This window comes from Buttiauxella cochleicola (assembly GCF_021283185.1).
Lineage (GTDB): Bacteria > Pseudomonadota > Gammaproteobacteria > Enterobacterales > Enterobacteriaceae > Buttiauxella > Buttiauxella massiliensis.
In genome coordinates, this window is sequence record NZ_JAJSOS010000002.1 from 304,154 (window position 1) to 325,981 (window position 21,828).

Below are 21,828 nucleotides of genomic sequence, written 5' to 3' on the forward strand. Positions count from 1 at the left end.
TCATGAGCAATTATTTAAAAAGTATTCTTCATCTTCTACGCGCTGACGCCCGAAGCTCGCTTGATAAAGCGATTGGGCTTGCTGTTGCCCGAACGCATCACGAAGTTGATGTCGAGCACCTGTTGCTGGCGTTAGTCAGCAATCATGCAGACCTGGTTGAAGGGTTATGCCTGAATACCGGGCTCCAGGGAGACCAGTTGGTTAGCGCTCTGCAAAAGGCTTTGGACAGTTTCCGCACCGGCAATACTCGCGGGCCGGTGCTGTCCGAGTCTTTAACGCAGTTTATTGAAGCTGCGTGGCTCCACGCCAGCGTGAACTGGCAACAAAAGAATATTGCCAGTAGTGCTTTGTTTGCCTGTCTGCTAACGGACGAAAAGGGCCTGCAACAGAAACTGCCGGTGAAAGTTCAACAGGCGCTTGAATGCGATACCAATGAGGCTGATTCCCTGCTCAAAAGTGCAGCGAGTGACAGCCCATCGGAAGCCCGTCCGGACAGTGCGTCACAACTCAACGAAAACAGTGCACTGGCAAAATATACGCATAATTTGACGGAGCAAGCGCGCACCGGACAACTAGACCCGGTACTGGGACGTGAAGTCGAAATCCGCCAGACGATAGATATTCTGTTGCGTCGGCGTCAGAACAATCCAGTACTCACCGGAGAGCCGGGTGTCGGAAAAACCGCGCTGGCAGAGGGTCTGGCCCAGCGCATTGTCGCGGGCAGCGTGCCTGATGCATTAAAGACGCTTGAAGTCTTCACCCTGGATATGGGGCTGCTACAAGCCGGTGCGAGTGTAAAAGGCGAATTTGAAAATCGTTTGCAGAAGTTACTTAAAGAGGTCAAGCAACATCCGCAGCCGATCCTCCTGTTTATCGATGAAGCCCACACCTTGATTGGGGCTGGCGGCACGGCGGGCCAGAACGATGCGGCCAATCTGCTCAAACCGGCACTGGCACGTGGAGAAGTCCGCGTTATTGCCGCCACGACCTGGGCTGAGTACAAGAAATACTTCGAAAAAGATGCCGCTTTGGCCCGGCGCTTCCAGGTCGTCAAGGTCGCGGAACCTGATGAGGAGATGGCGACAGCGATGCTACGGTCTATGGCTCCCGTGATGGCTCGCCATCATAAAGTACAAATTATGAATAGCGCGCTGACCGCGGCTGTTCAGCTTTCATCGCGTTACATTGTTGGCCGTCAGTTGCCGGATAAGTCCGTGTCTTTGCTAGATACAGCCTGCGCACGCGTTGCAGTTTCCCAGTGCCATCAACCTAAAGAGATTGAAGATCTCCACGCGCTGTTAAATAACCTGCGCTGCGAGCGTGATTGTTTACTGGCTGAGGGCAAACATCAGCCTCGGCTGGCATGGATAGCCCAGCGCGAGTCTGAACTGAGCGCAAACCTGGCTGAATTACAACCTGTCTGGCAGCAACAGCGCCTTTTAGTCAATGACATTCAGAGTTGCACGGACGAACAGCGGCTCACTGAGTTACGTGAGGAACTGAAAGAATCTCACCGCCGATATGCGCTGGTGTTTGATTGTGTTGATGATGTTTGCGTGGCGGATGTGGTCGCGGGCTGGACCGGCATACCGCTGGGCCGCATGCTGGAAAAATCATCCGAACGCATTAATGAGCTGCCAAAACGCCTGCAACAACGGGTCATCGGTCAGGACGCGGCCCTAAACGCTATTGCACAGCAGATTCGCATTGCTCAGGCTGGTATCAACGATCCGGTAAAACCGACCGGCGTGTTTATGCTGGCGGGGCCAAGTGGCGTGGGGAAAACCGAAACAGCTTTAACCCTCGCTGAGCTGATGTATGGCGGCGAACGCGGCTTAATCACCATCAATATGTCTGAATACCAGGAAGCACATTCTGTTTCTGGTCTGAAAGGTTCCCCGCCTGGATACGTGGGTTACGGGCAGGGCGGTGTGTTGACCGAAGCCGTGCGCCGTAATCCGCATAGCGTGGTGCTACTCGACGAAGTCGAAAAAGCTCACCCGGACGTGATGGAACTGTTCTATCAGGTGTTCGACAAAGGCTGGATGGAAGATGCCGAGGGGCAGCAGGTTAATTTCCGTAATACGTTGATTATTTTGACCAGTAATCTGGCATCCGAGCAAATTATGACGGCCTGCGAGCAAAAAGAAATGACCAGTGAAGCGCTGTGTGCGCTGATCCGTCCAGAGTTTGACCGCTTTTTCCGTCCGGCGCTGATGGGCCGAGTTCAGCTTATTCCTTATCTGCCGATTCAGGGTGAAAGTCTGCAACAAATCATTCGCCTCAAGCTCGATAAAGTGGGTAAGCGTGTGGCTGCAGCAAACGGTGAAAGTCAGTTGAAGTACCAGCCCAAAGTGGTGGCATTTATCGCTGAGCATTGTCTGGTCGCACAGAGCGGTGCCCGTGATATTGATGCGGTGATCAATAAGCTGCTGATGCCGTTGCTGGCAGATATCTTGTTGGATAATTCGGGTGTTATCGACCAGAAGCTGACGTTGACGGTCAGTAAGGGGCAAATCGCGCTGGCCAGGAAGGCCGTTAAGGACGTGACGTGAGTGTGAAATTAAAGACGCTCAGTGAGGTGAAGTTTAATCCAGGCGTGCCAAAGCACAGCAAGGCATTTTTACTGCTCAGTAGCGAAATTAGCAAACTACAGCGTACGCCAAATGCGCCGTTGAACTGGATTGAACTGGATAAGCTTTGCCAACGTATCTTCCTGCGTCATGGTTACGATTTGCACACGGGGGCATGGTTCTGTTTGATCCAGATGCGCCTTGCGGGTTGGTCTGGCCTGGCCAAATCATTGGAGCTACTGGCGTCGGCATTGAGCTTCGGCGAGCGTCACGGCAGCGAAGTTGCCGATCTGGGTCTGCGTCGTTACGCGCTGGAGTGGTTTACCGGCAATGTCATTACGCCGATGTACACCCAGGCGCAGTCGACAGATGATGCTCAGTCGCTGTCACGCGCGGAGTCCGCGCTGGAGATTATTGGTCGGCAGGCGCAGAAACTGCAGGTGCGTGGTGCAGATATGCTGAACAACCTCTGTTATTTCTTGCAGGTGCGCTCCCGTACTTCGCAAAACATTGTTCTGGATGTCGACCCGGCACAGCAAATTCAACTGGTGTGTAAAACACCTACGGTCGTGCTACCCGTTGAACCAGTGGCTGACGTTTCTGTTCCTGAAGAACCCACACCCGTGCTGATTAACGATATTCCTGACCGCCGTTGGCACTGGCTTGCTGCAGGTGCGTTGGCAGCAACGTTGCTTATCACTATCCCGGCCGGTGGGTTGTGGCTATTCCAGCATCTTGTCGCACAACCTGCGGCGCTGGCTCCTTTTAGCGCGCTTAAGCAAGTTGAGCAGTTGTTCAATGTACCTGACCTGGCTGCTGAGAAGCTGAGCGAGGAGCAGTTCCGGAAAATCGACGAAAATCTCCAGGCGCTGGGACAAATGCCTGCCACCTGGCTGCTGGCGCAGGGGAACAATCTTGCAAAGCGTCTGGAGGAGGCGGCTCCTGGAAATCCTGCATCGACCCACTGGAAAGCCATGCTTGAGAAAAACTCAGAAAACCTTAAGCGAGCTGAAGGCTGGTTTGAAGTGCAGCGACGACTCGTTGCTTTAGAGCAACGTCTACTGGAATCGGAAAAGAAACAGCGCAGCCATATCACCATTTCTGAATTAAAAACTGAAATCTACGAAATGAAACAGGCACTACAAAACATGGAAAAGCCGGTAAGTGTATTACTGTTAGAACGTGAGCAGCAGCGTGCGTCAGGGATTAAGGATAATACTTTAAATGATGAAATTAAGAGCCGGTTTAACGAATTTTTACGTCATGAGGTATTAACGGAATATTGATTTTATAACTAAATATCTTTCTAGATAAGATTATATTTCATGTTGTTTGTCATGTAATGAACTAATTATTTTGTTCATTGCTTTTGTCTTTCTTGATACATAACTAAACTTAAGAGGTTTTATGTCCTTTACTAGTCGACTTTCTAAAGTGGCCGGATATTTACATCCAAGTGCAAAATGGAAACATGGGAAAACAAGGGTCGTATACGCCTACGATTACTCGGCTCCTGATACAAAATATCAGAAAAAATTTATGGATTCAGCCTACAAAAATCCTGTATGCATTATCCCTGAACCAGAGTCAGTGGAAATGAAAACCTTACTGAGTGATTTAACATTATCCGATAAGTTAATCATCGTTTCCCATGCATCTTCTGATGGTCTGGAGGAAATAAAGCAAAATAAACTGGTTGAGAGATTGCTTCAGTACGGTTTGAAAGAGGTGGGGGTTATCAAATTCCATTCGTGTGAATTAGGTCAAAAGACATGGATTGATAATTTTGCTAAAAAAATGATGATGAATGGAGTTCGTTTTTCCTGGGTCAGTGCACCCAGAGGGTATTATATCTATACGGCTTTTCACCGCTGGGCAAGTCGCGAAGGTGCAGAAACGTATAAGGAACAAATACGCACTGGTGAATATCATATTGTAAAAGGGAATATACCCAGGAAGTTTAACGGCTCTCGTTATATTGCAGAAAGCTAAAATTTAAACTAATTAAGAAATGTTTAGGTAATGCCAGTCATTATATGGCTGGCATTTATGAATGTAAGTCTGTGAGGTTATATGAATTCACTAACATATAGAGAGATGTATGGTTTTGGTAACGGAGCGAGTTACAGAAAACGCTACTCTTCCCAATCCTGCCGAGGGGCATCATTTTATTTTCTCGATAAAATCATGAAGAATCAATTGATCGATGTTAATCATTTCAACATCCGCGAAATTGAACTTATGCACAAGAACTACGTAAAAAATAAAACCGTTAATGATTTAAATAATGATGAGATTAATAAATTTGATACATTAGAGCTAGTTAATAAATACAGTGGGAGTATTATTACCTTCAAATGGTTCAACTTATCCCCCTCGGACTATACTATGAACAGAAACGTCATAATCGAGGAATTAGGCAAGTCATTATACCCTTGTGGAACTATCCATCTCAGAGATCATGCCATGGCCTATGGTTCTGATGATAAATATCTTTATCTTTATGATCCTGATTTTGGGTTGATGCGATTTATGCGTAATAGAGAAGAGTTAAATGAGTTTTTTTCAGCAATAAATGAAAGGAATAATTTGAAAAATATCTCTTTGCTAAGGGCAAGCACCAAAATTAGAGTCAATGCTTAAAGGCAGTCAAATAAGTCTGAATGGAATGTGAAGCGAAGACCCTACGGTCTGGAGCTTAGCACGCTCCTATTGGGCGCCAAAGCAATGCCACCTTCTACGAAGGTGGATTTTTACTCGTATTGAAAGGGTAAGTTTAACCACTCATTACGTACACGGCTAAAAGTGCCTTAATAATGCAGCCTCAATTTTATCCCTATGAGTTGCCCGCCTTAATCAGCTCAATGTCGGTGAGACTGGGGGCAAGGAGCCTGGGGCAGCAGTCGAAATCAGTTGCCATAAACCTGGCAATAACGCAACAACCCAGCCAGTAGCAACACGGCACGGCGATTGGTCGTTGAATAACGCTCTTTTCGGATTTCTTAAACTGGGCTTAACTCTTTTCCTGATCAACAGACGCAGGGCCACGGAATGTGCGGCGCCATTCGCTAGGGCTGACGCCGAATCTCGCCTTAAAACTCTGACGGAAAGATATCGGTGACTGAAAACCAACCATGTCGGACACGGTTTCAATGCTGCTATCCGTGGTTTCCAGTAATTCCTGGCTTCTTTGAAGACGCTCCGCGTTCAGCCATTCTCCCAGCGTCGTCCCGGTTGCCTTTAAAAAATGGCGGGTTAGTGTTCGTCGACTCATACTGACAAACCCGGACAGAGAGTCGAGATCGTGGGGCTTATCCAGATTGCGGCGCAGATAATCCATCAGCTCGTTCATTTTGCTGTCCCGCGTTGTCAACGGGATTGGGCGTTCAATAAACTGAGCCTGACCACCTTCCCGGTAAGGGGGGACAACCATTCTTCTGGCAACCCGGTTGGCAATCGCAGAGCCGTAATGATCACGAATGATGCTCAGACAACAGTCGATACCGGCGGCCGTACCGGCAGAGGTAATAAGACGTTCATCGCTGGTATACAGCGAGTTGCGGTCCAGATGCACCGCAGGAAAACGTTGAATGAAGTCCCTTTCATATTCCCAGTGCGTGGCTGCACGGTGCCCATCTAGCAAACCAGAGTAAGCAAGAACGTATGTGCCTAGACAAAGGCCGACCACTTCAGCGCCGCGCTGCCATGCGTGGATAAGTTTATCCAGCAATAACGGAGAGGGTAATTCATCCGGATTATTCCAGTAGGGCACAATAATAATGTCTGCAACATCAAGCCTCTCAAGACCATGATCCACGTTGATGGATAACCCAATATCAGACAGAACAATGCCCGGTTTTTCGGCACAGATCTCTACACGGAATAAATCCGGTTGCGGCATAGAAGGTCCGAAAATAATACAGGGCACTGAGAAGTGAAACGGGCTGAATCCTGCCGTGGCAATCACGGCGACCGTCAGTGCAGACATAAAGTTAACCTTACTTGTAAGGATAGCCACTGTTTACCAGCGGCTAACACACTGAATTTGAGAGGCTAAAGAATAACAGGTGATGTTCCGGGATGTATCTTTCAGACACAGGCACTTATCAGAAAGCCATTGTCTCACCGTCTTCAGGAATAAGAACGTTATCTTCAATGCCATGTTCACGAGTGAACTCACGTAACTCCGTGCGTGTGAGAAGGCAATGGTTAACCGACTCCATATGAGAAGCAACAATGGTCGCCTCTGGCAACATCTTATGCGTGCGCAGAGTGTCCTCTTTGCCCATTATAATTGGCCCGAAAAGATCGTTAACAGCATAGCCGGTGTTAAGCACCACAATTTCTGGCTTGAAGCGCTGTAGGCTTCTTACATATGGCTTAACCCAGACGGTGTCACCTGCAATATAAAGGGTTTTTTCATCATGATGGGTAAAGACCAGCCCACATGCATCACCCAGTAAATCGCCGAATACTGCATCTGCATATAATTCGTTGCTGCCGTGCTGACCGTCAGTTTTATAGATAGTCAGACCATCCACGAAATGATTTTCATCTTTCAAAACACGAATATTTAGAAATCCCTGGGAACGGATCAGGGCCGCATCGTTCTCATCCTGTGTATAGATCAGCATGTCTTTAGGCACCGCCTGTTGCGCTGCCTCATCCCAGTGATCAGTATGCGTATGCGTCAGAATAACGGCATCAACGGCCAGCAAATCTTCAATCGCTACAGGCAAGGAAACCATAGGGTTACGCAGGTGAGGTCGTGCGTTTCCGGCAAATCCATCCCATGCTTCCTTTTCAGCCAACATCGGGTCTATTAAGAATTTGTTACCCGCATATTCCAGCATCAGTGTCGCATTGCGAATTTGCGTTAATTTCATAGATGGCTCCAGTCATTAATCAAAGTTGAGATTCAGCCACCGCATTTTCTTTTGCCGTGCAGGGGCTGCTAGTGGGCTTACTATATGCGGAAGAAGGGGCAGGCAGTGACATGCTCACAGGCCATTAGTCGATGGAATCAGGTCAATCACGATTGCGCACGTTTTTACCTGTTATTTTCTTTCACTGCGTGAAAAGCGGGCTGAACCTCAAATACTGACGTAAGGGTTAGTATTTGAGGTTAACTATTTTCCTTCAGGTCTGAATGCGTTAAGCGCTCAGTTAACCGACAGACGCAGACATAAATTTTCGGGGTAGGGGGAAAAATAGTTTTGCGTCAGCAGGTATCTGTCTGGGTACTCGCCCAGATAATGATTCAACAGGGTGAGTGGGGCGAGGAGCGGTAACAGCCCATCACGGTAGTGAAGGATCACGTCGCGCAGCTCCCCGCGTTGGCGAGTATTCAGTTGTTTACGGAAGTAGCCCTGAATATGCATGAGTACGTTAGTGTGATTTTTACGTGACGCGGGGTTTTTCAGGATAGTCATGAGCTTTTCGCGATATTCGACGAAGAAAGTATCCAGGTCTTCCCACTCGTGCAACGAGGCGACGAAAGGCCCGATTTCCCGATATCCCGGCTGGTGGTGCGCCAATAACTGGAGTTTGTAGCGGCTGTGGAAATCCAGAAGTGCGCGGCGAGTCAGGCCGCTGGCCCGTAAAGTGTTCAATTCGTGCAGGGCAAAGACGCGCTCGACAAAGTTTTCCCGCAGCACAGCGTCATGCAGGCGGCCATCCTCCTCTACGGGCAGCCACGGGAATTTTTCCAGTAGTGCACCGGTAAACAGACCCACTCCCTCTTTGCGTCCACGATTCCCTTTTTCGTCATACAGCCTTACCCGCTCCATGCCGCAGCTCGGCGATTTCGCGCAGACGATAAAGCCGGACAAATTAGCCTGCTGTGGTAACCAGGAGTCCGCGAATTTGGCCATTTTCTGGGTCACGTCATCGTGAGGGGCATGGCTAAAGCGCATCCGGATATCGCCTTCGGTAGTCTGAACCAGGCGCAACGCCGGACGGGGAACGGGCAGTCCGATGGCCATCTCTGGGCAGACGGGTTTGCAGGTCACCCATTGAGACAACTCGTCCATGACAAAACCCATACGCTTATGACCGCCGTCAAATCTGACTGCCGAGCCGGTTAAACATCCGCTGATCCCAATGATAGGTTTAGTGTTCATGGTGTAATCCTCTTACTGCTCTTTGCGTGTAGCGCCGCTAGCCTCAGAGGCGATTGGTTATCCAGGGGGGTGTAGTAATCAAAAAATCGATCGATGACGGATGGCATTGTGCTCATGAGTCTCACCCTGGATGTAAAAAAACGTGATGTAATCGTATAAGTAAAACTTAGACAATTACCAATGTTTGTACAAGTTTGTAGTGAGGGTGTTTTTATTTATCAATTATTTCAATTGATTATCAATGTCTATTTTTACTTTGTTTGATGGGTTTTTTATAAAGACATGCCAGATACTCAACTTTTTACGGCTGCTTATCATGGAAAGGGAACGGGTGTGGGGGAAAGGTTTTTAGAGCGGAATGACGTCGAGCGAAACGACCTGCTGCTGCCAAATTTCGATCTGTTTTTTGCGGGCAGCGGTAACTTTTCCGGTGGTGACCAGTAGCCAGTTTCGCTCAGGGAAGATCTCGGGTGCCAGCATGGCAGGCGGCACGGGGAGCACATCAATGCGATACCCTTGGCCCGTGCGTTTAAGTGCTTCGAGCCAGATTTCACATGGGTCGCTAAGGTGCCAACCGGTGATGAGGTAATTATCTCCAGGCGCTTTTTTATCACCTTCGAGACAAAACGAGGTGTAGGAGATGATGATGCCATCGAGGATTTCTCGCAGCGTCATTATTGCGGGGATGTTAGCCGAGACTTTACTGCGCAGCGGGCGTAGTACTTCAGTGACTATTTCCAGGCGCGGATACTCGCGGCCCGAATCGTAAATCTGCTGGCGCAGGGATTCGATCTTTCCCTCTTTCAACTTCTGCAACATGCTCTCCTGAAGGATGAGCCAGTTGTTTGTGCGGCGAGCTTCCGGACGGGCCAACAAGGGTTTCACCTGGCTGACGGGGACTCCCTTTTTCACCCAGTCGAGAATTTTAAGCGCCTGCTGGACATCATCATCACTATATAAACGGTGCCCGCCATCGGTGCGCAACGGTTTGATTAAACCGTAACGACGCTGCCAGGCGCGTAGAGTGGTCGCGTTTATCCCGCAAAGCCGGGCAAATTCACCGATGGAATAGGGCATGAGGTACACCTGATGACAAAGAATATTCTCAATATACTACGAATATTTGCAGCCTGAATGAAGAGCAGGGTGTTTGCACTACACTTTACTTCCAACCGCGCAGATGAAAGGAGGTCTTATGAAGCTATGGCCCGTTGTAACCGGTGTTGCTATTGCACTGACACTGGTTGCTTGTAAATCTCCCACGCCACCGAAAGGCGTTCAACCGATAACTAACTTTGATGCCAACCGCTATCTTGGCAAATGGTATGAAGTCGCTCGCCTTGAAAACCGCTTTGAACGCGGCCTTGAGAAGGTCACTGCCACCTATGGCACGCGCAGCGATGGCGCTATTAGCGTGCTCAATCGTGGGTATGATCCGATTAACAGCAAGTGGAATGAGAGTGAAGGGAAAGCCTCATTCACCGGCGCACCTACAACCGCCGCGCTGAAGGTTTCATTCTTTGGTCCGTTCTACGGCGGTTATAACGTGATAAGGCTCGATGATGAGTACCAGTACGCGCTGGTGAGTGGTCCGAACCGTGACTATCTATGGATACTGTCGCGTACACCAACCATTCCGGATGCGGTGAAGCAGGATTACCTGAACACTGCGCGCAGCCTGGGCTTCAAAGTTGATCAATTGGTATGGGTGAAGCAATAAATCACCCGGATTAGAAGGGAATATTTAAAACGTCGGTGCTCTGTTGCCTAATTCAAAAAAGGCCACCAATTCGGTGGCCTTAAACAATATGTTTCAGGGTTATCTTATTTGTAAAAGCAATGTGTTGACTCGATAAGCCCTATCAGTGAAGTTCAAGTCTAACCAACTCCATCGGGCAGAACACACCTTCGCAACCTTCGATTTCAACACATTCAGAACGACGAATTTGTTCGGCTGTTTTACCTTCGCCGTGAATGGTCTTAATAACACCAGTCAGACCTTTATTGAACACCATAACACGGCTGCCAGTTGTGATAGCGTTACGGTAGCAATCATAGGTCAACATCATCATTCCTCCTTTTTTGTTGTATTGAGACGATATGATTTAACGGCAAATAAATAGCTCTTCGTTGGTAAAAAAGTGTTGAGCCAAGTCAAAATTTTGTAAATTTTTGGCCTGAGCAGCCATGTCCGCTATCTGGATATTGAAGTAGATGATGCTCTGGAGATATCTGAGTCCATTGAGGTCTGAGTTGACAGGGTGTGAGCGGACGTTGCCTTAAAACAGCATCCAGGAAAGCTCATCACCTTTGGGTTAAAATGCATGAATGCATGCCTGTTTGTCGCTTTGATTATTAGGATACTAAAGAAAGTTATATGGATACGTTCAAGTTAAAACCTTGGCTAAACCGCTGGAATCTCATTCCTGATGGCACTCCATTCATCACTCATACGTCACAGTTACTCCCGGTTAAAACAGCAACACATGGTATTAAAGCCATGTTAAAAGTTACGGATGATAAGGATGAACAATCCGGTAATGCACTAATGGCATGGTGGGAAGGAAATGGCGCGGCGCAGGTTATTGCACATGAAAATGAAGCCATTCTTCTCTCAAGAGCCACAGGTACCGCGTCACTGTCAGCTATGTCACGAGAAGGTCAGGATGATGTTGCTTGTCGTATTTTGTGTACTACTGCGAACAGGCTTCATACATTCCCAAAAAAACCATTACCCCAGCTTACATCACTACATGAGTGGTTTTACCCTCTAAAACCAGCAGCGCTGAAGTATGGTGGTGTCCTGACACGTTGCGCAGAAATCTCAGAAGAATTGCTTTCTTCTCCACGTGATGTGGTTGCATTACATGGTGACTTACATCACGGTAACGTACTTGATTTTGAAACGTCTGGCTGGTTGGCCATTGACCCAAAAGGACTAATAGGGGAACGGGGATTCGACTTTGCCAATATTTTCACTAATCCGGATCTTGGTAATCCAGTGCCTCGTGTCGCGACTGTACCGACGATATTTAAACAGCGGTTAAGTATTGTTGCCGAGACGGCAGATCTGGATAGAGATCGTCTTCTGAAATGGATAATTGCATGGTGTGGGCTTTCAACAACATGGTCCCTCGAAAGTAATGATGCAACATCAATTGCACTAAATGTTGCTAAGCTGGCAATTACCGAATTGGATAAGTGATTAGACAGTGCAGTCATCTATCGCTCAGAGCGGACTGTAACTCCTGGCAGTCTGCATCGTGCCAACAACAGACATTGCTAAGTTACATGGCAGCAGGTCAACACTACTTTCTATTCGCAGCGGAATTCGCATGCCGTTAATTTGGCTTTGACCCAATCTGGTTCGAATAAAAGAATTAACTACAAAAGGATTAATTCAGGAACTGAAGGTTTAATCCGAAGAAAATCTGCCAGTGAGGTTGTCCTGGACCACGGTCTGCAACCGAGCCTTGAGGCTCCACAAAGAAGTTGTAGACAGTTTTATCCTGCTTGATAACCTGTCCAATACCTAAACCCAGCGGAACACTGTAGCTATCATTCTGGAAGTTGTAGACCCAGATAGGCGCTGCCCGCAGATAGGTTCCTCCGCCCAGTTGATAGAATAAAAATGGCTGGAAAGTACCCAGATTCACGTCGCTGCGGTTGTCCTCTCCGGCAAAGCTATGCTGCCATGAGGCCAGATAACCGTACTGGAATTTTGACGAACTGGCATCGAAGAGTACGTTGACCAGACCAGCAGACCATTTTTCTGTTCCCAGAGCATCTTCAGTAGCAGTCGGCGCCGTGATTTGTGGACCGAACCCAAAACTCACTGCCGGATTGCCGGTATCAATAAGCCATGATGCAAATAAATTCAGATCACCTAAACCTGTTTTATGACCACCAGTAGGTGCAACAGGGTAGGTATTAATCGGTAATGAACCACGCAACAGCCATTTGCTGTCACCTAATGAAAAAGGTTGCGCATAACGGAACCAGAACTGATTGGCATCCTGATCCGTACCACTCACATCCCCGATGTAATAGTTCTGCATATTAAATGCAGTCATATTCGCCAGAGGGTTATTTGCCTGCGCTGCATCCGGGGCATGGTCTTGCGCGGCATAGGCATAAGAGGAACCAAGGCATATTATTGAAGGCAAAATCGAGTATGAAAGACGCATAGGATTACCTGAAGTAAGTCCCCTGCAGCACTGAGGCCGCAGGGGAATTATTTATGGTGTAACGATATTGAACCAGAACTCGAACTTGTCCATATAGCCCAACATCTCATCGAGCTTCGCACCATTACCGGTGACCTTAACCTCGCCTTTATCTTCAGCCTGCTTCAGGGTTTCTTCTTTCAGGATGATTTTATTCAGCGTGTCACGGTTCAGAGCAATCGTGGCATCAGCGTCTTTCGCTTCAGCATTAGGCGTATGGTTCAGCACGCCGTTTTCCAGCTCCAGCTTGTACTTACCGCCGTCGCTACCCAGGTCGATATTAAATACCGCCTTGGCATTACCCGCTTTTTCACCGTTGATATGTACCGCCAGGAAATCGAAGAACATTTCAGGCGTCATCGCACGAACGGTATCCGGGCTTGCGGTATTCGGTGTTGGGCCTTTAACCACACCATTACGCAGCTCCTGAGCACCGGTCAGGTAGAAGTTACGCCATGGGCCAGACTCCGCCTGATAACCCAGTTGTTCCAGTGCGTCCGCTTCCAGGTTACGCGCATTCTGGTTATTTGGATCGGCAAACACCACTTTACTCACTACCTGAGCAACCCAACGGTAGTTACCCTGGTCAAAGTCGGTTTTCGCTTTCTGAAGAATCGCATCGGCACCGCCCATGTATTCAACAAATTTCTTCGCCGCTTCTTCCGGCGGTAATTCATCAAGCGTTGCCGGGTTGCCGTCGAACCAGCCGAGATACAGCACATACGTTGCTTTCACGTCATGGCTGATGGAGCCGTAATAGCCGCGGTTAGCCCAGGTCTTCGCCAGGCTGTCTGGCAGTTTGAAGTTGGCAGCAATTTCATCGCGTGTCAGACCTTCGTTGGCCATGCGCAGGGTCTGGTCGTTGATATAACGATACAGGTCACGCTGGCTTTTCAGCAGGCCAACCACGTTTTCGTTACCCCATGTCGGCCAGTGGTGCTGAGCCATAATGATTTCGGCTTTGTCACCCCAACGCACGATGGCTTCGTTGATGTATTTCGACCATGGTAGCGGTTCACGAATTTTCGCACCGCGTAGGGAGTAAGTATTGTGCAGAGTGTGAGTCACATCCTCTGCGGCTTCGATGAGTTTCTTCTCTTCGATATACCACAGCATTTCCGACGGGGCTTCTGAACCCGGAGCCAGCATGAAGTCATAAGTCAGGCCATCAATGACTTCCTTCTGACCATCTTTTTCAATGATGTTGGTGGGTGCAATCAGCGTCACGGTACCCGCTGATGTCGTGGTGCCCAGACCCGCGCCGACCTGGCCGGTGGCTTCAGGTTTCAGGAGGTTGCCATACATATAGCTGGCACGGCGGCTCATGACATTGCCCGCCATAATGTTTTCCGCGACCGCTGCTTCCATGAAGCCTGCTGGCGCATAAACTTTGACCTTCCCGGATTTCACATCCGCTTCATCGACCACACCCCGCACGCCGCCATAGTGGTCAACGTGGCTATGGGTATAAATGATGGCGACAACAGGTTTATTACCGCGATTTTTGAAGTACAAATCCATGCCGACTTTAGCTGTTTCTGCCGAAACCAGCGGGTCAACGACGGTGATCCCTTCTTTACCCTCAATGATGGTCATGTTGGATAAATCGAGGTTACGGATCTGGTAAACGCCCTCAGTCACTTCAAACAGACCGCTGATATTGATCAACTGAGACTGTCGCCAAAGGCTCGGGTTTACAGTGTCAGGGGATTTTTCCCCTTCTTTGATAAATGCATACTGTTGTGGGTTCCAGATAACATTTCCCTGCTCGCCTTTAATCACCTCCTGAGGTAAAGCGGCGATAAAGCCTTTGTGGGCATTCGTGAAATCGGTGTTATCGGAGAAAGGAAGCTGGTTATAAAGTGCATCGTTAGCTTGTTTTGTTGACGCGGTGGCACCTTTTGGTGCTTCCTGCGCGAATAAAGGTGTCAGTGCGCTGGAAGAGAGTAACCCTGCCAGTGCAAGACTTTTGACGATCAACGTAAGTCTCATTTGAACCCCTCATGTGAAAATCTTCTAACTACTCAGCCTTACCGAATAATTACTTCTGGAAATCATTCATTAATTCAAATAATAAAAATGTCCGCTGACCATTTTCATTTTTTAAATATAACCAAGGAGTTACATTTCGCCACTTATGGATACAAATAAATTATGTTTGCACGACTCTAGTTCTTTAACTCTTTTAGCAAGTGGAATATGTCCGCTTCATGCTCAGCGCAGTCTGAAAGCGTTGTTGCTGGCAGACTCTGTATACTCGAAAACAAGTCAGCCCAAAGGGTCCGTAATTAAAGATATTACGGACCCTTACACAGCGACTCTCTCAGCCTGTCCCTGAGTGATTTACACTGCATCAAGACCAACTATCATCATTGACTTTTTGTCACCTGCGGCAGCTTCCATTCATTATTCATGACCGCGTCTTTAGGTTGATACATACGGAATAGCAGATAGAAGTTGCCCTCAGGTGCAGGCAACCAGTTTACGTTCGGGTCGGTAGGTTTTTTGTGGCTAAGAGAAACATTAATACTGCCATCAGAACCCTTAACCAGGCCTTCCGTGTCGGTACCCACTTTGTAGCGATTCAGCTCGTTGCTAACCAGCATTTTGGTTTTGGCATCGTACATGGTGATTGACCAGAAGGCGTTCACCGGCGGCTCGCTCGGCAGCTTGATGGTGTAATCATTAGCTCCGGTCAGTGGCTCATTCTCGCTGTCGTTATAGCGGATAGGGTAGACGGCCTCTTTCTCACCCTGTCCACCAAGGTACGGCCCGGAAACCAGCGCACGTAACGGGTAGTTATAGCCAAAGGAATCCAGCCCCCGCACGTAACTCCAGCCGTTTCGGTCTTCGGAGGTGCTGGTCAATGTTGAAGCCGCTACGTTTGGCGCATCTGCCAAGCCGCGCTTCACGCCATCAATCATCACCTTTGGCACAGCTTCAGGATTAAATCCGCTGTCCGTCAGGCCAATACGACTGAACTGCCCGAACAAACCTTTATCCTCAGGTTTGACCGGGTTCTCTTTCAGCGCAGCGGCTAACAGGCGGAAGAAATCGAGGCCATCATTTTTCAATTCAGGCAGCGGTGGCAGGGTGTCGGAATAAACTTTCCCGCTAAGTGAAGTGAGTTTAAATTCATTTTGTAGCTGATGAAGAGGCGCCATGTCCTCGCCCTGTTTGACGCGCAAACGCCCCCACAGCCAGATTTTGTTGGTTGAAACATGCAGTACTTTCGCATCAGCGGGCAGCTCGCCTTTCCAGCCTGGTGGGACTAAGACGAATTTCCCCGCCTGCGTGCCGGTGGTTCTTCTGCCGATGTAGTGCTCCAGCTCCTGCCACATATCGAATACATCAACCACGTAATAGCGGTCATGCGTATCAGGAACGGTGAGAATATAAGGCTCATCCAACTTCACGACGGCGCTCATGTACAGCGTGTCATTGTTGGCGGTCGGCATATCTTTTGCGTCAGGTGTCGCCAGTTCTGTCGCCCAGCCAATCTGGTTCAGAGGGGCGCGGTAACTGGTTGCCGGTTTGGGTGACGGCACGTTGGTGTAATCACGCACTACTTGTTCCATACGCACGATCGGGTATCCCCAACTCCAGGCAGAAATTGCCGAGCTGTAACCGTCAACATCAAGGCCTTTGTTAACCACGTCCGGCGTGCCCTGCAATGTCAGCAATGGATCATGCCAGGTCTGCACCTGGGTCTGTGCCAGCGTGAGGGAAGAGGCACCAAGCAACCCGGTTAACAGTATCGCTTTGGCTAAAGGTTTTAGATTAATCATTGGCATTTCCTTTCAGGTAAATATTTGGTCATGTCTGGTTTTCACATGAATCACAGGCTGACTAACTCGAAGTCATTCAACTTAAACGTTTTATTATTTAATTCTTCCGTTGGGCCATAAAAACGCATCGCGGGTAATGGACGTTTCCCGCTGGTGGGAATCCAGTTATTTTCCAGCCCCTGAGGCGCTTGCGGCCCGACGTAAATATCGACGCTGCCATTGGCTTCTGTTTTCATTTTTTCCAGGTCATACGACGACAAGGTGGTTCTTTCTGATGGGCTGTAAATAAAGGACATGGTGTCGCGGTTATAAACGGTTAATGCCCAGAATTGTTTAACCGGCATTTTTGCAGGGATATTAATTTTATATAGCTTACCCGCTTCGAGCAGGTTTCCATTCTTATCAGTCATCGACATCAGATATTGCGTCGCGGGAGAGTCGGTCAGTTCTTTCGGCATATAAGTACACCAGAAATACTCTGCGGCCCGTTCAATAATGTCGGTCTTATCGTCGTAGACGAAGGTGAATGTTTTATTTTTATCGGCCATCAGCAGAGACGCATAATGCCTGTCCGGCCAGTACAGCTTGTCTTTGGGAATATTATCGAACCAGTTTTGCAGGTAAAACCAGGCATCAATGGCCGCCTGGCGTAATGCTTTGGTGGTTTTCTCGTCAGGATTAAAAGCCTCGCCTTGATGAATTCCCAGAGAAGAAAGCATGCCCATCATGATTTTGTCCTGTTCCCTGACAGGCTCTACGCTGGCTATTGCATGCAAATCTTTGAAATGCCGCTCATCGTAATAGGGCAGCGTCGGGTAACGGTCATTGATGGGATCGACAAAGCGCTGCGTGGGCGGTGAATCCGCTTGCGATAAATTGTACATCCGCAGGCGTTTTGAATAATGGTAGGCATCTTGCGAAGTTTTGCCTGCAACAGGTACAGAACGGAAAGCGAAAGCAACGCGGTAATTAGGCGACGGGATATGGATATAACCCGGTGGTACCGCCTCTTTATAGCCTGGCGGAGTTAATAAAAACTTGCCCCCTTTGCCTTTATCAAGCCCCGCCGGGCCAACGTCGGCAATGGTGAATTGCCAGGCATCCACTATCTGCCCGTACAGACTGCCATCGCTTCCCGCTGCGGGCAGTTCCAGAACAACCGGCCCGTTGCGCAAGTCGGTAAAAGCGGTGATGTAAGGTGTAGTGCTGTTCGCGGTAATGGCTTCAAGCTTGGGTGTTGCCGGGGCTGAGTAAGCGATTATGTCATTATCCTTTAGCCCCAAATTTTCAAATGCTGCGCGGCGAAAACTGTAAATCGCTACCGCAGGCATGTAGCACAACACCGCTTCGAAAGCGCGCTGATACTTAAGTTGATAATCAAAGTCAGTGACCGAACACATGGAGTTAGCGGGAGGGAGACCACCGAGAGTTTCCCCTTTATCTCCTGCTCCATGCTTTAAGGTGATTTGTAGTGGACGTGAGTCCGCAAGCACTGAGGGAGATTGTCTGAGGACGGCTAAACCGACCACCGATCCCAGAGCGAATTTATAAAACTCTCTGCGCGTTAAAGCCATGTTATCCCTTAAACAAATGATGAACTAAGATAAATTTATAGTTCAGTGTAGCTGGAAATCGAGGTTTAACTTACTGCAGAAGATATCCTCAAAAAACTGCTCCACAATGTCTGTTGAGTATTAAGCATTGCACAATGCCCCCCCAAAATAATGGGATAATTTAAAAAATGTATTTAATTTTAAATTTTAATAAATGATAGAAAATACATCAGCGCATCTTTCATTCAGCTAGCGCAACAAGCGACCGCGCATGTTAAGACAGGTTATGTTGATGACTATTATTTTGTTTTCATTATTAAGAAATCAATCAGTGCCTTGACTCGCTTTGCCTTGCCGGTGCTTTTTAAATAGTAAAGATTAACCGGTGGATAGATTTTCCAGTAAGGCGTCATCACCGGGATAAATTGCTCTTTATCGGGCTGCAATTCATACACCGGCTCAAACATTCTTCCTATTCCCAGACCGCTGCGTATTCCGTCAGCCATGACATCAATATCGTTGCTAATAAGTTGTCCTGGCATCTCAACGGTTAATTGCTCACCTTTATCTTCCAGCATCAAAGGGAGGATGCGGTTATTGGTGATAAAGCGATAATTCATCACATCTTAGACAAATGGGCAGCACTGTTACTGAACAGTACTGCCCATTTTGTATTTTGGTTCTAAATAATATTACCGAGCCAGATTATCTCGGGTTATGGATCAAACTACACCAAAGTTACGACTTTAAGCAAAATGCGAAAAATTAATCCAGATCATTAAATGTTAAATTACCCGGCGAAGTGTGATCGGTGTTAGATCAACTTGTACCCAAAATTGAGTATATTCAGCCCGCTTATAAAACCATAACAAGGAGAGGGCTATGAAAAAGTTGTCTGTGGCGTTACTTGCATTAACCTGTTTATCTGGCGAAGCATTGGCGCATCAACAAGGGGAATTCTTCATGCGCGCGGGTTCAGCAACCGTTCGCCCAACTGAAGGCTCTGACAATGTGCTTGGCATGGGCGGTTTTAGCGTCAGCAACAATACCCAACTGGGACTGACATTTGACTATATGGTGACCGATAACATCGGCATCGAGTTGCTTGCGGCTACACCATTTCGCCACCGTGTTGGTTTAGGTCCGACAGGTGATCTGGCTACTGTTCGCCAACTGCCGCCAACACTGATGGCACAGTGGTACTTTGGTGATGCGAAAAGCAAAGTGCGTCCGTATGTTGGCGCCGGCATTAACTACACCACCTTTTTTGATACCGACTTTAATCAGACTGGCAAAGATGCAGGCTTAACCGATCTTAGCGTGAAAGATTCCTGGGGGGCTGCGGGTCAGGTTGGGCTGGATTATATGGTCAACGATAATTGGCTGTTGAACATGTCCGTCTGGTATATGGATATCGATACTGAAGTGAAGTTTAAAGCTGGTGGTGAAGAGCAGAATATCAAGACGCGGATTGACCCGTGGGTATTTATGTTCTCGGCAGGTTATCGTTTTTAATGTATTTGTGATGAAAAGAGGCCGGAATTGCTCCGGCCTTTTGTCGACTTAGGCTGCGACTGTCGCAGCTTTCAAACTCTGAACAAACGCTTTCAGCTCACTTAACATCACGTCAGGCTTATCAAGGTTCTTCTCAATAATCTTCACGATCGCTGAGCCAGAAATTGCACCCGCAGCGCCCGCGTCAATGGCATCTTTCACCTGCGATGGTTCAGAAATCCCAAAGCCCTGAAGTGATGGTGCGGCACCAAATTCAGTCAGTTTTTCTACCAGATGATGCAGCGGCAACTGGGCGCGCGTTTCTGCACCCGTGACACCGGCACGAGAAAGCAGGTAGGTATAACCACGGCCATGGGTCGCGATTTCACGCAGCAGCGCGTCATCTGCATTTGGCGGACAAATGAAGATTGGTGCGACGTTATGGCGCATCGCTGCCTGGCGGAATGGCGCAGACTCTTCGATTGGCACATCAGCAATCAATACAGAATCGACACCCACTTTCTCGCAAAGCGCATAAAACTCATCAATCCCACGGCTAAACACCAGGTTGGCATACATCAACAAGCCAATCGGAATCGTCGGGTGCTTCTGGCGAATAACGGCCAGCATTTCGAAACACTGCGTTGGTGTGACACCAGCGGCAAAAGCACGCAGAGCCGCGTTTTGAATGGTCGGGCCATCTGCCAGCGGGTCGGAGAAGGGAATGCCCAACTCCAGCGCATCTGCACCCGCTTCAATCAGTGTGTCGATAATCTTTAGTGACTGCTCTGGCGACGGATCGCCCAGAGTAACGAAGGGAACAAAAGCGCCTTCACCACGAGCTTGCAACTGTTCAAATGCGTGTTGATAACGTTCCATTAGATTTCCCCTCGCGCTTTAAGAATGTCGTGAACGGTGAAGATGTCTTTGTCACCACGGCCGGAGAGGTTTACCACCAGCAGCTGTTCTTTTTCCGGGTTCTCTTTGATCATTTTCAACGCGTGAGCCAGTGCGTGGGAAGATTCCAGCGCCGGGATAATACCTTCACTACGACATAGCGTTTTGAATGCTTCCAGTGCTTCGTCATCGGTAATCGAAACATAATCTGCACGACCGATGCTATTCAGGTGCGCATGTTGAGGGCCGACAGACGGGAAATCCAAACCAGCAGAGATAGAGTAAGACTCTTCAATCTGGCCTTCGTCAGTTTGCATCATTGGGGATTTCATCCCGAAATAGATGCCAACACGGCCATGTTTCAATGGTGCGCCGTGCTCACCACTTTCGATGCCGTGCCCGGCTGGTTCAACACCAATCAGGCCGACTTTGGCATCGTTGATAAAGTCGGCAAACATGCCGATTGCATTAGACCCACCGCCCACACAGGCGATAACCGCATCCGGCAGGCGGCCTTCTTTTTCAAGGATCTGCGCTTTGGTTTCTTCACCGATCATGCGCTGGAACTCTCGCACGATGGTCGGGAATGGATGTGGGCCTGCTGCGGTGCCGAGCATATAATGCGCGGTGTCATAACTGCCAGACCAGTCGCGCAATGCTTCGTTACAGGCATCTTTCAGCGTGGCAGAACCGCTGTGCACAGGAATCACTTCAGCACCCATCAGGCGCATACGGAACACGTTCGGCGACTGGCGCTCTACGTCTTTTGCACCCATATAAATGCGACATTTCAGGCCGAGCAGGGCGCTGGCTAATGCGGAAGCCACGCCATGTTGACCGGCACCGGTTTCGGCGATGATTTCAGTTTTGCCCATTTTCTTAGCAAGCAGCGCCTGGCCGAGAACCTGATTGGTTTTGTGTGCGCCGCCGTGCAGTAAATCTTCACGTTTTAAATACAAGGTGGTTTTGGTGCCAGCTGTCAGGTTACGACATTTGGTCAGTGCCGTTGGGCGGCCGGCATAGTTTTTTAGCAGGTCGTTAAATTCAGCCTGAAACTCAGCATCGCTTTGTGCGGCTACAAAAGCTTCTTCTAACTGACGCAGTGCAGGCATCAGGATTTGTGGCACGTACATGCCACCAAACTCACCGAAATAGGGATTAAGTAAAGTCATGAT

Annotated in this window: 18 protein-coding genes and 1 pseudogene; 7 read left to right on the plus strand and 12 right to left on the minus strand. The window is 48.6% G+C overall.

The window, feature by feature from the left end; translation table 11 throughout:
- Positions 1–2 precede the first annotated feature (2 nt).
- From tssH to LVQ76_RS04365, 4 genes are all read left to right on the plus strand, one after another.
- Entirely contained in the window at positions 3–2,555 is a 2,553-nt protein-coding gene (gene tssH / locus LVQ76_RS04350; protein ID WP_232921077.1) for a type VI secretion system ATPase TssH, read from the plus strand.
- Complete coding sequence (locus LVQ76_RS22375; protein ID WP_232921078.1) at positions 2,552–3,859, plus strand: VasL domain-containing protein; 1,308 nt, start codon at positions 2,552–2,554, stop codon at positions 3,857–3,859. Before tssH ends, LVQ76_RS22375 begins: the two co-directional genes overlap by 4 nt.
- A 121-nt stretch (positions 3,860–3,980) precedes the next feature.
- The gene (locus LVQ76_RS04360) at positions 3,981–4,565 is read left to right on the plus strand and encodes a hypothetical protein (protein ID WP_232921079.1); all 585 of its coding nucleotides are present in this window, start codon (positions 3,981–3,983) and stop codon (positions 4,563–4,565) included.
- Between the two features lie 81 nt (positions 4,566–4,646).
- Positions 4,647–5,216: a hypothetical protein gene (locus LVQ76_RS04365; RefSeq protein WP_232921080.1), complete on the plus strand. Its 570-nt coding sequence runs from the start codon at positions 4,647–4,649 to the stop codon at positions 5,214–5,216.
- A gap of 370 nt (positions 5,217–5,586) precedes the next feature.
- On the opposite strand, the gene LVQ76_RS04370 is transcribed toward LVQ76_RS04365, so the two are convergent.
- The 4 genes from LVQ76_RS04370 to LVQ76_RS04385 form a co-directional block, all read right to left on the minus strand.
- Positions 5,587–6,561: a GlxA family transcriptional regulator gene (locus tag LVQ76_RS04370; protein WP_232921081.1), complete on the minus strand. Its 975-nt coding sequence runs from the start codon at positions 6,559–6,561 to the stop codon at positions 5,587–5,589.
- 118 nt (positions 6,562–6,679) lie between these two features.
- Entirely contained in the window at positions 6,680–7,459 is a 780-nt protein-coding gene (locus LVQ76_RS04375; protein WP_232921082.1) for an MBL fold metallo-hydrolase, read from the minus strand.
- Positions 7,460–7,735: 276 nt separating this feature from the next.
- Positions 7,736–8,695 carry a YbgA family protein gene (locus LVQ76_RS04380; RefSeq protein WP_232863615.1) on the minus strand — a complete coding sequence of 320 codons (960 nt, stop codon included), beginning with the start codon at positions 8,693–8,695 and terminating at the stop codon, positions 7,736–7,738.
- 348 nt (positions 8,696–9,043) lie between these two features.
- Positions 9,044–9,772, minus strand: a complete 729-nt coding sequence (locus tag LVQ76_RS04385) for a MerR family transcriptional regulator (RefSeq protein ID WP_232903481.1) — start codon at positions 9,770–9,772, stop codon at positions 9,044–9,046.
- A gap of 118 nt (positions 9,773–9,890) precedes the next feature.
- Here LVQ76_RS04385 and LVQ76_RS04390 point away from each other — a divergent pair, with 118 nt between their 5' ends.
- Positions 9,891–10,415, plus strand: coding sequence for a lipocalin family protein (locus LVQ76_RS04390; protein ID WP_232921083.1), 525 nt, complete (start codon positions 9,891–9,893; stop codon positions 10,413–10,415).
- 142 nt (positions 10,416–10,557) lie between these two features.
- Here LVQ76_RS04390 and ydfZ read toward each other — a convergent pair whose 3' ends face one another.
- Positions 10,558–10,761: a putative selenium delivery protein YdfZ gene (gene ydfZ / locus LVQ76_RS04395; protein WP_064511879.1), complete on the minus strand. Its 204-nt coding sequence runs from the start codon at positions 10,759–10,761 to the stop codon at positions 10,558–10,560.
- A gap of 311 nt (positions 10,762–11,072) precedes the next feature.
- Between ydfZ and LVQ76_RS04400 the strand changes: the two genes are divergently transcribed.
- Positions 11,073–11,900, plus strand: a complete 828-nt coding sequence (locus LVQ76_RS04400; RefSeq protein WP_232863618.1) for an aminoglycoside phosphotransferase family protein — start codon at positions 11,073–11,075, stop codon at positions 11,898–11,900.
- Positions 11,901–12,090: 190 nt separating this feature from the next.
- Here the strand turns inward: LVQ76_RS04400 and LVQ76_RS04405 are convergent, their stop codons facing one another.
- The 5 genes and pseudogenes from LVQ76_RS04405 to LVQ76_RS04425 form a co-directional block, all read right to left on the minus strand.
- Complete coding sequence (locus tag LVQ76_RS04405; protein ID WP_232921084.1) at positions 12,091–12,882, minus strand: hypothetical protein; 792 nt, start codon at positions 12,880–12,882, stop codon at positions 12,091–12,093.
- 51 nt (positions 12,883–12,933) lie between these two features.
- Complete coding sequence (locus tag LVQ76_RS04410; RefSeq protein WP_232903482.1) at positions 12,934–14,913, minus strand: alkyl/aryl-sulfatase; 1,980 nt, start codon at positions 14,911–14,913, stop codon at positions 12,934–12,936.
- A 377-nt stretch (positions 14,914–15,290) separates the two neighbouring features.
- On the minus strand, positions 15,291–16,709 hold the full coding sequence (locus LVQ76_RS04415) for a DUF1254 domain-containing protein (RefSeq protein WP_232921085.1): 1,419 nt from the start codon (positions 16,707–16,709) through the stop codon (positions 15,291–15,293).
- Between the two features lie 50 nt (positions 16,710–16,759).
- On the minus strand, positions 16,760–18,283 hold the full coding sequence (locus tag LVQ76_RS04420) for a DUF1254 domain-containing protein (RefSeq protein WP_232921086.1): 1,524 nt from the start codon (positions 18,281–18,283) through the stop codon (positions 16,760–16,762).
- A gap of 278 nt (positions 18,284–18,561) precedes the next feature.
- Positions 18,562–18,885 (minus strand): annotated as a pseudogene (locus LVQ76_RS04425) (type 2 periplasmic-binding domain-containing protein); the annotation flags it as partial.
- A 259-nt stretch (positions 18,886–19,144) separates the two neighbouring features.
- Here LVQ76_RS04425 and ompW point away from each other — a divergent pair.
- A complete protein-coding gene (gene ompW / locus LVQ76_RS04430) occupies positions 19,145–19,777 on the plus strand; it encodes an outer membrane protein OmpW (protein WP_232921087.1) in 633 nt (210 codons plus the stop codon).
- A 48-nt stretch (positions 19,778–19,825) separates the two neighbouring features.
- Here the strand turns inward: ompW and trpA are convergent, their stop codons facing one another.
- Together trpA and trpB are read right to left on the minus strand one after the other, a co-directional pair.
- A complete protein-coding gene (trpA, locus tag LVQ76_RS04435) occupies positions 19,826–20,635 on the minus strand; it encodes a tryptophan synthase subunit alpha (RefSeq protein ID WP_151993622.1) in 810 nt (269 codons plus the stop codon).
- Positions 20,635–21,828, minus strand: a complete 1,194-nt coding sequence (gene trpB, locus LVQ76_RS04440; RefSeq protein WP_034457050.1) for a tryptophan synthase subunit beta — start codon at positions 21,826–21,828, stop codon at positions 20,635–20,637. The genes trpA and trpB overlap by 1 nt, the downstream gene beginning before the upstream one ends.

Bases quoted from the DNA above. Each gene is read 5' to 3' on its own strand.
- LVQ76_RS04410 (WP_232903482.1), bottom strand. From the start codon at position 14,913: ATGAGACTTACGTTGATCGTCAAAAGTCTTGCACTGGCAGGGTTACTC.
- ompW (WP_232921087.1), top strand. From the start codon at position 19,145: ATGAAAAAGTTGTCTGTGGCGTTACTTGCATTAACCTGTTTATCTGGC.
- LVQ76_RS04365 (WP_232921080.1), top strand. From the start codon at position 4,647: ATGAATTCACTAACATATAGAGAGATGTATGGTTTTGGTAACGGAGCG.
- LVQ76_RS04405 (WP_232921084.1), bottom strand. From the start codon at position 12,882: ATGCGTCTTTCATACTCGATTTTGCCTTCAATAATATGCCTTGGTTCC.
- ydfZ (WP_064511879.1), bottom strand. From the start codon at position 10,761: ATGTTGACCTATGATTGCTACCGTAACGCTATCACAACTGGCAGCCGT.
- LVQ76_RS04420 (WP_232921086.1), bottom strand. From the start codon at position 18,283: ATGGCTTTAACGCGCAGAGAGTTTTATAAATTCGCTCTGGGATCGGTG.
- LVQ76_RS04385 (WP_232903481.1), bottom strand. From the start codon at position 9,772: ATGCCCTATTCCATCGGTGAATTTGCCCGGCTTTGCGGGATAAACGCG.
- tssH (WP_232921077.1), top strand. From the start codon at position 3: ATGAGCAATTATTTAAAAAGTATTCTTCATCTTCTACGCGCTGACGCC.
- LVQ76_RS04360 (WP_232921079.1), top strand. From the start codon at position 3,981: ATGTCCTTTACTAGTCGACTTTCTAAAGTGGCCGGATATTTACATCCA.
- LVQ76_RS04415 (WP_232921085.1), bottom strand. From the start codon at position 16,709: ATGATTAATCTAAAACCTTTAGCCAAAGCGATACTGTTAACCGGGTTG.
- LVQ76_RS04390 (WP_232921083.1), top strand. From the start codon at position 9,891: ATGAAGCTATGGCCCGTTGTAACCGGTGTTGCTATTGCACTGACACTG.
- LVQ76_RS04400 (WP_232863618.1), top strand. From the start codon at position 11,073: ATGGATACGTTCAAGTTAAAACCTTGGCTAAACCGCTGGAATCTCATT.
- LVQ76_RS04380 (WP_232863615.1), bottom strand. From the start codon at position 8,695: ATGAACACTAAACCTATCATTGGGATCAGCGGATGTTTAACCGGCTCG.
- LVQ76_RS04375 (WP_232921082.1), bottom strand. From the start codon at position 7,459: ATGAAATTAACGCAAATTCGCAATGCGACACTGATGCTGGAATATGCG.
- trpA (WP_151993622.1), bottom strand. From the start codon at position 20,635: ATGGAACGTTATCAACACGCATTTGAACAGTTGCAAGCTCGTGGTGAA.
- LVQ76_RS04370 (WP_232921081.1), bottom strand. From the start codon at position 6,561: ATGTCTGCACTGACGGTCGCCGTGATTGCCACGGCAGGATTCAGCCCG.